The sequence below is a fragment of the Flavobacterium johnsoniae genome, assembly GCF_001879205.1.
GTDB lineage: Bacteria > Bacteroidota > Bacteroidia > Flavobacteriales > Flavobacteriaceae > Flavobacterium > Flavobacterium johnsoniae_A.
In genome coordinates this window covers 282,336-294,227 of sequence record NZ_MLFK01000006.1, presented here as the reverse complement: position 1 = coordinate 294,227, position 11,892 = coordinate 282,336, and the positions used below count along the sequence as shown (strand labels likewise).

Here is an 11,892-nt window from a genome sequence, read left to right as displayed (position 1 = left end):
TCTGCTCCTTTGAGCCTTAAAAGAGAACTAATCTCTTTGTCTTCTCTTCCCTCCTTTTTCAGATCCTGTAAAGTTTCCTATTTTATAAGCTAAAGAAAACATCACATAGCGTCTTAAAACGGTATTTTCTTCATCGCGAATTGCGGTTGCAGATATTGTTCTTGTTGCGCTTAAATTTTGATTTAAAACATCATACACTTTTACTTTTGCATAAAGTGTTTTATTTAAAAATCCGTAAGACAAACTGGTGTTCCATAAATAGAAATCTTTTTTGAAATCTCCTGAGATATTGGAATTATAAGTATAACCAAAATCATTTCCGAAAATTAAATTCTCCGGCCAGTATGATGTTGTTTGCAAATTAATTCTGTGTACCACATTTGAAGTCTGTCCTAGCAAATAATTTTCATATTTAGACTGGTTGTATGATAAATTATATGATGGCGCAATTGTTAATATTTCTCCATAATCATAAGACATATATACTTTTGGAGTAATTCCGACAGATTTTGAATTATATAAAATATCATTGGTATATCCTTTATCAAAAGAATAGTTTCCGCTTAACCCTACACCATATCGAATTGTATGTGCATCTTTTTTAATCTGCTGATTCCAGTTTGCTCCTAAAGAAAGATTATAAACTCCTGAAATATTTGTATAGGTCGTTTCTTTCTGTCCGTTTTCATTAAAGCTGGAAATAGAAACAATATCATTATTATAATAATCTCCTTTTAAATTAAAACTATAACCCGAGCGAGATCTAAAATCATAATTTCTAAACTGGAAATTGACACTGTTTTTTTCAACTGGTTTTAAATCAGGATTTCCAATAATTGTATTTAAAGGATTATTCAAATTTACAATCGGCATTAACTGATTGGCTGATGGTAATGCATTTGAATAATCATATTTGAATGATAAGTTTTTTGAACGATTAAATTTGTATCGCAATAAAGCAGTTGCAAAAGGCAACGCATATTTTTTACTCAAATCTGTCGCTGCATTTTGATATAGTGAGTAATTTTCAAAATTTACAATTGAAGTTCGGCTGTCCAGATTTACAGTAAACTTGTTTTTTTGCAAAGTAATTCCAACTTTTGGCGTAACCGAATTTTGAATTGAACTTGTATAATTACTAAATTTTGAATCATAATCCGTATATTCTTGAGTATCATCATTGAAATTATACGTTTTTTGATCGTTGCTAGTACTTCTCCAGTCTAAATCGGCACCAATTCTAATTCTTAACGAATCGGTTATTGGTTCTGTATATTCTATATCCGCAGAGTAAGCATCACTAATTGCTCTCTTTTTTGTATTCTGATTCCTTAAATCATTTGGAGTAGAGCCTACGTAATAAATTGTCTCAGAAATATTCAAAGCATTAGAATCACTGTCTGTGTTATTGTTCGTAAAAACAAAACTTAAATTACGGGCTTTTCTATCAAAAGCTTTATTAAAGTTTATCGTGTTTGCAAAATTTGTGTTTGTACCCTCTGAAATTGAGCTTCCATCACTTTTATTCAGTTCATTACCGTTTTCATCTTCAGTAGAACTGGAAGATGATGAAATACCATTTGTGTGTGATTGGCTTACTTTCGGAGCAATTACAATTCGTGTTTTAGGATCTAACTTATACTCCAGTTCAAAATTTGCATTATTACCTGTGTTTTCGTTTCTGGTTTTAGATTCACTTTGTGTTATGTTATTTCCCGTTGGCTGAAAAACAACTTCATTTGACTTACTATCATTTTTATTGACTGTATTCGAAAAATTATAACTCCCCATAGCCAATAATTTTTCAGTCCAGTCATCAGAATAATTAAGTCCCACTAAATTAGACTGCGTAATTCCTTTTCCGCTTCCGCCAGAACCTGAATTGCCGCTTCCGCCTCTGCCGCTGCTATTTCTTCCTCCTCCCATATTATCAAAAACGTCATCCATCGAAAATCCGGTAGAATTGATGTTGTTAGAAGAAGCCAGCAAACTTATTTTTTGCTTATTATTAAAATAATTCAGGTTGACATTAGCTTCATAGCGATCATCTGTACCATAACCGCCCATTATTTTTCCAAAATAACCTTTGTTTTTCTTTTCGTCGATAGTAATATTGATACTTGAAAAATCTGAAGTCGATTCCTGTTTGGATAGTTCTTCTTTTTTGGTTTTAAAATCAGAAACCTGAATTTTCTTTATAATATCTGCGGGTAAATTTTTAATCGCAATCGCGCCGTCTTTATCAAAAAAAGTTTTTCCGTTTACCAAAACCTGATTAACTTCCCTCCCATTTACGGTAATCTTCCCGTCGTTATCAACATCAAATCCCGGGAGCTGCTTTAGTAAAGTTTCGACGTTAGAATCCGGGCGGACTTTATAAGAAGCCGCATTAAATTCTAAAGTATCTTTTTTAATGGTAATTGGCGCCGCTTCCGTTTTAATAACAACATCGTTCAGCGCATTTACATTTTCTATCATGTAAAGCTTTCCAAAATCCTTACTTTCTGTAAGTCCTTTATATTCTTCGAAATAAGTTTGATATCCCATATAACTTACCTTTAAGAAAACAGGTTTGTCATATTTTTTGATATCCATTCTAAAAGCCCCATTTTTATCTGTGGTGGCATATTCAATAACGGTAGAATCTTTTATAGTAGTAAAATAAACAGTTGCCATCTCCATAGGCAATTGTGTATTAACATCGAGAACAGTTCCTCTTAGAGTGATGTCATTTTGCGCACTGGCTGTTAAGACAAAAAGAAAGCATAATGATAAAAACGAATAAATCTTGGTCATAAAAAAAATTGGTTAGTTAGACTGGTTAGACTACAAAAAAGTAAAAAGGTTTAATTGTAGATTCAACGTTTATTCAAATAGTGTGCCATTAAAAAAAAAGATAAAAAAAAGTCCCCGTATTTTGGGGACTTTCTTATCTTATTTCTCTCTGATATAAATATCGATTGGAACTCCTGCGAAATCCCAATTATCGCGAATTTTATTTTCCAGATACCTTTTGTATGGTTCTTTTACATATTGCGGCATATTGGCAAAAAACACAAACTGAGGTGTTTGAGTTGGTAATTGCATACAATATTTAATTTTTACATATTTCCCTTTTGTTGCTGGCGGCGGATAAGCTTCAATTACTTTCAACATGTATTCGTTGAATTTTGAAGTTGCAATTCTTTGTTTTCTGTTTTCGAAAACCTGAACTGTAGCTTCTAAAGCTTTTAACAAACGCTGTTTCGTTAAAGCCGAAACAAACAAAATTGGCACATCTGTAAAAGGCATTAATTCTTTTTTAATTTTTTCTTCGTAATCACGGCTTGACATGGTATCTTTTTCAACCAAATCCCATTTGTTTACCAGGATTACTACACCTTTACGGTTTTTCTCGGCAAGCCAGAAAATACTTTGATCCTGACCTTCAAAACCACGAGTCGCATCAATTACTAATATACAAACATCTGCATGCTCAATTGCTCTTACAGAACGCATTACAGAATAAAACTCTAAATCTTCCTTAACTTTTGCCTTACGACGAATTCCGGCAGTATCAACCAAGTTAAATTCAAATCCAAAACGGTCAAATTTTGTATCAATTGCATCACGTGTAGTTCCTGCAATATCAGTTACAATATAGCGATCCTGACCAATTAATGCATTGATAAAACTGGATTTCCCAGCATTTGGACGCCCTACAACTGCAAAACGAGGTAATTCTTCTGTAACCTCAACTGGTTCTTTTTCAGGAAAAGCATCAATTAAAGCATCTAATAAATCTCCAGTTCCGCTTCCTGAAATACTTGCGAAAGTAAAATAATCTCCTAAACCAAGATTATAAAACTCAATCGCATCTTTTTCGCGCATTGCGTTATCTACTTTATTTACAGCCAATAAAACTGGTTTAGTAACTTTACGAAGCAGTTTTGCAACCGTTTCATCCATTGGTGTAATACCTTCTTCTACGTCTACAACAAAAATAATAACATCGGCTTCGTCGATAGCAAGTTCTACCTGTTTACGGATTTCACCTTCAAAAACGTCATCAGAACCACGAACGTATCCACCCGTATCAATGACAGAAAACTCTTTTCCGTTCCACTCGCTTTTACCATAGTTTCTATCACGGGTAACCCCAGATACTGAATCTACAATAGCTTCTCTTCTTTGTATCAGCCTATTAAAAAGGGTCGATTTCCCTACATTAGGTCTTCCTACTATCGCAACAATGTTATTCATTTTTTTGAATTTTAGATTTCAGATTTAAAATTTCAGATTTCGTTTTTGACTAAATCACAATAAATTATAAACCAAAAATGCCTTATTTAAATTTTTTGCAAAGGTAGTCTTTTTTAGTTTGCAGTTATTAGTTTTAAGTATTCAGTAAAAAAAGTTATAAAACCATGACTCTAAACTGAAAACTGACTACTCTTTCTCAGGAGCTGTTTCCTTCTATATTTTAGCTCTCAGTCTCAGTCAAAGTTTGAAGACTGAGACTGAAAACTGCTACTGAATACTCCTTGATTACTGATTATAACCAAATCGTTTCAACATATTAGCGTTACTTCTCCAGTTTTTGTTCACTTTTACATACAGTTCAATGTGTATTTGTTTCCCAAAGAATTTCTCAAGATCAACACGAGCATCCATTCCTACTTTCTTTAAAGCGGCACCTTTATGTCCAATGATAATTCCTTTTTGCGTATCGCGCTCCACCATAATTACAGAACGGATTCTGATAATTTTTTCATCCTCAAAAAATTCTTCTGTTACGATTTCAACCGCATACGGAATCTCTTTTGCATAATTCAATAGGATTTTTTCGCGAATGGTTTCATTTACAAAAAAGCGTTCGGGTTTATCTGTTAATTGATCTTTAGGATAATAGGCCGGAGATTCTGGCAGTAATTCGATAATACGTCCAAAAACTTCAGGCACATTAAAGTTTTGCAATGCCGATATTGGAAAAATTTCTGCGTTTGGCACTTTTTCTTTCCAAAAAGCCACTTGTTCTTCTAATTGTTCCTGATTTGAATTGTCGATTTTGTTCAACAATAATAAAACCGGAATTTTAGCATATACAATTTTATTAAAGAAAGCTTCGTCTTTTAAATCCTGCTCTCCTATTTCGACCATGTAAATAAGAATATCAGCATCTTCAAAAGCCGATTTTACGAAGTTCATCATCGACTCCTGCATTTCATAGGCCGGTTTTATAATTCCGGGAGTATCTGAAAGTACGAGTTGAAAATCTTCGCCATTTACGATTCCAAGAATACGATGACGTGTTGTTTGTGCTTTTGATGTGATGATAGATAATCTTTCTCCAACAAAGGCGTTCATTAGTGTCGATTTTCCAACATTTGGATTCCCGATTATGTTTACAAAACCTGCTTTATGTGACATTTGCGTAATATTTAAGGTGCAAAGGTAGTCATATCAACTCAATACAGAAAATAAAACATTTTTTAAAGTTTTCGTTGGATTTCTCAAAAAACGACGTATCTTTGCACCCGAAACATCGCGGGATAGAGCAGTAGGCAGCTCGTCGGGCTCATAACCCGAAGGTCACAGGTTCGAGTCCTGTTCCCGCTACTAAGACAAAGCTTCAGAGAAATCTGGAGCTTTTTTATTTTATACTACCTCCACTTTGTGTTTCGCGAAAGGGATTTAAATCTCAACTTTTCCGAAACAAATTAAACATTTGGAAAGCGGGAAGTTTTCTTTATTTATTTCTGTAAATTTGAATGTATTTACAAAAGAAAAATGCTGCTATTAATTTTAGAAGACAACTTTTAAACTATTTATCATACTATAATCAATGTCTACCCTTTATCAAAGCCCGAGAATAATTATTCGCGAATTTTTACCTCAAGAGCAACAAACATTTTTAGATCTTTTTAAAGATAATCAAGTAACGCGATATCTTCCTGATACTTCACCAGAAAGATGTTTGGAAATGTTTAACGAATTACTTGAAAATTACAAAAAGAAAAACCTTAGTCGGTGGGCAATATTTGACAGTACAAACAACAATTTTATAGGAATGTGTGTTGCTCGTATTTTTGCACATAACATAAACCAAATAGAGATTGGGTATGTACTTAGCAGGGAATATTGGGGAAAAGGTATTGCTACAGAAGTATGTAAGGCCATAACGCAATATAGTTTTGTAAATACAAATACAAAAGAAGTTGTAGCCATAACCGATCTCGATAACACTGGATCACAAAATGTACTGCAAAAAGCCGGATTTGAACGATTAAATAATTTAGTAAGAGATGAAGAAGAATTAGCCTATTTTAAGATAGAAAGATCATAATTGCAATAAGACATTAATAGAAGCAATTTATAGGATCTAAATTTAAATTATATATAATTCTAAAATTGTGCTGTTCCCGCTCCTAATTAAAGCTTCAGATTTCTCTGAAGCTGTTTCGTTTGTTTTAGATTTACAAAATAATCTGATTCCGATAGCCGGTGCAAAGTCGGGAGAAATTCGCACAACTTTTCAATAAAACTCTGCCGAGAGCAGTGTTTTTTTGTTCGTTTTACCCCTTTTGTCAACATCTCACTGCTTTTACAAGCGGAAGCTTTATTTTTGAGCTTTTAATTGTTCTAATCTTTGTAAAGCTTTTGGTAAATCATATTGATCTTTTGGCAGCTCTTCTATTAGCTCATAATTTAGAAATCTGTATCTTTTTATTCCACAACCTTTATCAAAAATATTCAGCTCAGAACATTTTACACATTTAATTATATCAAACTCAAAACTCGGAATGTCATTATCTCGTTCCAATATAAAAGTCTCCAGTTGCGTTTTGCATTTTTGACATTCTATGAAAAGAATTTCATATCTTTTCCTTTCTTCTGCTAATATTTTTTCCGAAGCTTTCTTTACTGCTTCTTCATGATCATAATCTTCAATTCCATAAGTCCAAAGGTTTAATTTTTTATTAATACTCTGAATGTTTAAAATTTTCCCAATTTCATCAAAATAATCTGCAACAAATTCCATTTCTTCTGTATCTAATTCTTCAGATTTAATTTCCTTGAAATAGCGTTCAAATATTTTTTCAATTTCTTTATCCGATTTCTTTGTACTATTGGCAGAAATTAAATTTGTCAGCAGATCATTAAAAGAATTTTCAAGCTCAATACATAGACTTTTTTCTGAAGGATTCAATCCACGACTTTTCCATTCTTTGGCAGAGAATTTTTCTTAGTTTTTAATTTTTGCAATGCCGAAATCTTATTATTCACGATTTTTTATTTAAGGTAAATATTAATTTAACTACATGTGTAACAAAACCACACAGCCATCCGAATTTAGGTAAATATATATAAACATTATTTACTCTCAAATATTTTTCTTTCACTACAAATTATTATCTCATTAGATACTTAAATGCTTTCCGCCACTAAAATGAAGCTTCGGACAAATTTGGAGTCTTTTTTTATTATTTTATATTTACTAAAAACTTGATTTACAGTGACGGTACGAAGTCAGGAGAATAAATTCTTTTAGTTAATCATTCCTTAATCCCGCAAGAAAGTCATTGTTATTACTCTAAATTCGTTGGATATATTAGTATGAAATAAGCCGGTGCAGGCGGAGGATGGAAATGGGTCAGTAAAAAAGGCTTTCTTTTTGAAGTTAATGCCGGCTTGGGCAAACTATTATTTAATGCCAATAAAACTGACCATACTCAAGTTCCAAAATTGGAGTGAGCGCAGGATATAGATTTTAATAAACCGGAGAGAAACAGAGAAAGTTATTACGAAATAAATCGGTTAACAATTTGAGCACCTTTAAAAAAGAAAAAAGCTTCAGGAATCTGAAGCTTTTTTTAATATCAAAAATAGTAGAAAAACCTCAAAACTGCGCAATTATGCGACAGTAATGAGGCCCCGCTAAACTACTTAATAGTCGATTCAAATTGTTTAAGATCTCTGGTGTTCTTTTGCACAGCAAGAGCAGAAAATAATCCTAACACAAATGACATTCCGAAAAATCCTTTTTCACTTAATAATAAATCGGCATTCCAAAGACCAATTATTAGCAATACTATAGAGGCAATGGTACTAAACCAGCTGATACTGTAATATAAATCAGTTACCGGAATACCTTCCAGCCTGTCTCGCACACTTTTTTGCACTGATATTACAGAGAAAAGACCAAAAAGGAGAATTGTAAAATAATATCCTTTTTCGTTGTAAGCCATAGCCGAGTTATACAGACCAATACAATAAGAGGTCATACCTATAAGCAGCGTCATCCAGGATGCGCCTATAAAAGCGGCACTTGGTTTTAACGGACTTTGCCCATTATTTAATCTTTCATTTTTTGATTCTGAATTGTTGTTTAATTCATTTGATTTTAGCGGTTCCATAATTTTTTATGTTTTATAATTATGAAGCAAATTTCTACATGAAACCAGAGTTATAAAAATCAATTTATTTAAAAAACTGATGACATAAAATTACATTTTATTATTTTTACTCCATAAAATTGTACTCATGAATGCACTTCAGGAAATATCAAACATGATGAATGATACCGATAAAAAGGCATTCATATCATATCTTTCAAAAAAGAATAAGCGTAAAGACACCGGTAATATAAAATTATTCCAATCTTTAGAAACTGACGATATAAAATTTAAAAAAAAGATTTTAGAAGATAAAAAAAGTGTCGATGCTTATCATGCTCTGAGAAAAAGGCTTTATGACAACATGATTAATTTCATGGCTAACCGAAGTTTTGAAAATGATACTTCCCAAGAAAACAATGTACTGCGTCTTATTGTTGTAAGCCGCTTATTTTTTGAACATAAACTTATAAAAACGGCATTTAAATGTCTTACAAAGGCCGAAGATATTGCACTGAGTATCGAGCATTTTAGTCTTCTTAATGAAATTTATCTGACTCAGATACAATTTGCCCACTTCAATTTATTAGAACCAATTGAAAAATTAATCGAAAAATTTAAAGCAAATAAAAAACAACTCGAATATGAGCAGCAGCTTAATTTAGGTTATGCTGTTTTACGTCGAGAACTTGCGGCTATTTATCACGAAGGCCGAATAGTAGATTTTCAGGCACTTATAAAAAATACAATTGAAACACATGGAATCTCATTAAAACAGGGATTAACCTTTAAATCTCTATATCAAATTTTATTTATTGCCAATGAATATGCCTCTATAAACAACAATTACTCCCTTATTCAATCATTTGTTATTAAAAGCTATCGGTTCATTAGTAAAAAAAACAATTTGACAGACAGGCATTTATACTACCATATTTACATCTTGTATTTTATCGCTAATTTCTACTTTCGTAATGGTCAGTTTACGGAGTCCTTGAGTTATCTTAATTTGATGTTTACTGAAATTCAGAAACAATCTGGCAAATATTATCAGCGTTTCTGTCTTAGGTATTTTATTTTATTAGCTTTTAATGAAAATTATCTTGGGCATCCTCAAAAAGCGATAGAAATTGCTGAAAAATCTCTTTCTTCAAGTAAAAAAGCTGATCCTAATGACAGCAATGACCTTCGCCTGATTCTTATCGTTTTTTATATTCAGCAAGACGACGGACGCAATGCCATAAGGGAAATGGCAAAATTAAACCATACTGATAGCTGGTACGAAAAAAAGATGGGCATGGACTGGACAATAAAAAAGTATCTGGTCGAAATCCTTCTGCACGCAGAACAAGAAAATACAGAACTGGCTTTATCCCGAATAAAAAGTTTTAAACGACGCTATAAAAAATATCTTTTAACGGTAGATGAAGAACGTGTTGTTCGATATCTGCTGTTTGTAGAACAATACGCAATGAAACCCGAAATTATAAAAACACAAAAATTTCAAAATACAGTAGAAGATTTTATAATAACAGCACAAAATGGCCCTAAAGACATTTTAATTATGAGTTTTTTATCCTGGCTGCTGGCAAAAGTTAGACGAAAAACAATTTATGAAACCACCTTAAACCTGCTGTCAACGTATTTCCCTAATACAAATTAGAAACAAAAATTGGCAGAAATTACCCGTTAGCTGGTTAGATTTTCTATGTTTTAAAAGCTATACAGAAACCTAAGGCCGGTGTTTGCTTTTTTGCACAATCTTTAAATTACTGACCTTTAACTTTTTAAAAAATATCTAAAAAAGTTTTTTAAAATCTTTTTGTGCATTCCAAAAATAATTGCACTTTTGCACCCGCATTACAAAAGCAGGTCCGTTCGTCTATCGGTTAGGACGCCAGGTTTTCATCCTGGTAAGGGGGGTTCGATTCCCCCACGGACTACTTAACAAAACAAAAGCTTCAGAGAAATCTGAAGCTTTTTTATTTAAAATCTTTTTTATTTTTTAATTGCCAAAATCATAATAAAAATTAGACGCCTTAAATCGTCTTTCATTTATAACCTCGAAATCTATCTTTTTCTTTTTTTAGCTTAAAAATTTTTCTAAAATTAAAGTTACCTCATCTGCTGTACAATCTCTACAATATGTTCTTCATCAGTACCACAACAGCCACCAAACACATTTAAATGAGGAAAAGAATCTTTTATTTTTTTATACTCTTTAGCTAATTCTTTTGGAGTTCCTCTATCCAATTCCGTGGCTTCGTCTAGTTCTGCGTGACTTTTACAAGAAGCATTTGCTCTGAGGCCTTTTATTCTTTTTACCCAGCTTTCATGTTTACTTTCTTGTAGTTCATCTAAAAAATGTGTTGGATGTGCACAATTAATCATAAAATATAGTGGAGGAACCGCAGCACTTTTATCTACTTCTTCGATTGCATCTTTTAAGCTCATGCCCGTTGGCAATTTTCCATCGGTCTCAACGGTAAAGGAAATAACCGCAGGAATATCAAAAGCCTCTGCTGCCCTAACAATTCCAATTACTTCTTCTACATAATTCATGGTGAGTGCCGAAATAAAATCAACTGGACAATTACGTAAAGCTCTTACTTGTTCTGAATGATATTCTTGGGCTTCATCAATGCTCATGCAATTACCAGGAACATACCCGTCTCCACGAGGACCTACACAGCCGCTTATAAGAATAGATTCTATATCATTTGAAAATTCCAATTTTAAATCTGCTAAAAGAGCAACTGCTTTTTCATTTAATTCAGACAGTGAATTTCTTGAATAGCCAATTTTTTCAATCCAATCTGGATTTATCCGCCAGGTTGGGCTTTCTAAAATAAAATTAGTTTCATACTCTTTAGCAATTTTCAAGTACCTAGAATAATAATCTTTAAGCGCATTGTACCCTTCCTTATTCTTCAATAAATCAAAAGCGGCGAAATAAGGAAGATCAAATCCTTCCAAAAAAACTAATGTCGTTTCAAGTCCTCCATCAGTTAAAAATATTTCATTGGATTGATTTGGCAACATATTTTTAGTCTTTTTCATTTGCTCAAATATTTACAAAGTATTAAAAATCAAATAAATAACAATACTAAATTACAAAATATTAAATTCTCCAAATACTTCTCAAAGAAAACTTTCAAAGAATCAATTTTATCAAAAAATCGCTAAACAGTATTTTTTTCAAAAACACCACCATAACCAAACATAGTTTATATACATTTGCACCCGCAATGGTTTAGCTGCATTTTTCGAGTGCAGCTGACGAAGAGGGAATCAGGTGTAAATCCTGAACAAGCCCGTTACTGTAAGTTCCATGCAACATTTTGACAGATTCAAAAGCTTTCTAAAGCTTCAAAATCTAATCTTTTGCCACTGCATTTTTCTCAAATGTGGGAAGGCGGCTCAAAATGGGAATAAGTCAGGAGACCTGCCACTGCATATAAATTCAGGCTTTCGTGGACCAAAGCTTTGGAGCAAATACAATATCAAACTAAGATTT

Annotated in this window: 8 protein-coding genes, 2 tRNA genes and 1 riboswitch; of the genes, 4 read left to right on the top strand and 6 right to left on the bottom strand. The window is 32.6% G+C overall.

Going from position 1 to position 11,892, the window contains the following annotated elements:
- Window positions 1–27: 27 nt before the first annotated feature.
- From BKM63_RS10550 to era, 3 genes are all read right to left on the bottom strand, one after another.
- Window positions 28–2,796, bottom strand: a complete 2,769-nt coding sequence (locus BKM63_RS10550) for an outer membrane beta-barrel protein (RefSeq protein ID WP_071636567.1) — start codon at window positions 2,794–2,796, stop codon at window positions 28–30.
- A gap of 138 nt (window positions 2,797–2,934) precedes the next feature.
- Complete coding sequence (gene der / locus BKM63_RS10545) at window positions 2,935–4,242, bottom strand: ribosome biogenesis GTPase Der (RefSeq protein WP_071636566.1); 1,308 nt, start codon at window positions 4,240–4,242, stop codon at window positions 2,935–2,937.
- A gap of 285 nt (window positions 4,243–4,527) precedes the next feature.
- A complete protein-coding gene (era, locus tag BKM63_RS10540) occupies window positions 4,528–5,409 on the bottom strand; it encodes a GTPase Era (protein WP_071636565.1) in 882 nt (293 codons plus the stop codon).
- A gap of 116 nt (window positions 5,410–5,525) precedes the next feature.
- Here era and BKM63_RS10535 point away from each other — a divergent pair.
- Both BKM63_RS10535 and BKM63_RS10530 read left to right on the top strand, forming a co-directional pair.
- A tRNA-Met gene (locus BKM63_RS10535) sits at window positions 5,526–5,598 on the top strand.
- Window positions 5,599–5,824: 226 nt separating this feature from the next.
- A complete protein-coding gene (locus tag BKM63_RS10530) occupies window positions 5,825–6,325 on the top strand; it encodes a GNAT family N-acetyltransferase (RefSeq protein ID WP_071636564.1) in 501 nt (166 codons plus the stop codon).
- Window positions 6,326–6,598: 273 nt separating this feature from the next.
- On the opposite strand, the gene BKM63_RS10525 is transcribed toward BKM63_RS10530, so the two are convergent.
- Both BKM63_RS10525 and yiaA read right to left on the bottom strand, forming a co-directional pair.
- Window positions 6,599–7,189: a DUF4844 domain-containing protein gene (locus tag BKM63_RS10525; protein ID WP_071636563.1), complete on the bottom strand. Its 591-nt coding sequence runs from the start codon at window positions 7,187–7,189 to the stop codon at window positions 6,599–6,601.
- A gap of 733 nt (window positions 7,190–7,922) precedes the next feature.
- The gene (gene yiaA / locus BKM63_RS10520) at window positions 7,923–8,396 is read right to left on the bottom strand and encodes an inner membrane protein YiaA (RefSeq protein WP_071636562.1); all 474 of its coding nucleotides are present in this window, start codon (window positions 8,394–8,396) and stop codon (window positions 7,923–7,925) included.
- Between the two features lie 127 nt (window positions 8,397–8,523).
- Here yiaA and BKM63_RS10515 point away from each other — a divergent pair, with 127 nt between their 5' ends.
- The gene (locus tag BKM63_RS10515) at window positions 8,524–10,038 is read left to right on the top strand and encodes a hypothetical protein (protein WP_071636561.1); all 1,515 of its coding nucleotides are present in this window, start codon (window positions 8,524–8,526) and stop codon (window positions 10,036–10,038) included.
- A 208-nt stretch (window positions 10,039–10,246) separates the two neighbouring features.
- A tRNA-Glu gene (locus BKM63_RS10510) sits at window positions 10,247–10,318 on the top strand.
- A 172-nt stretch (window positions 10,319–10,490) separates the two neighbouring features.
- On the opposite strand, the gene BKM63_RS10505 is transcribed toward BKM63_RS10510, so the two are convergent.
- Window positions 10,491–11,435 (bottom strand): homocysteine S-methyltransferase family protein, encoded by a 945-nt coding sequence (locus tag BKM63_RS10505; RefSeq protein ID WP_071636560.1) that lies wholly within the window; start codon window positions 11,433–11,435, stop codon window positions 10,491–10,493.
- Window positions 11,436–11,607: 172 nt separating this feature from the next.
- Window positions 11,608–11,842, top strand: a riboswitch (cobalamin riboswitch).
- The last annotated feature ends 50 nt before the right edge of the window (window positions 11,843–11,892 follow it).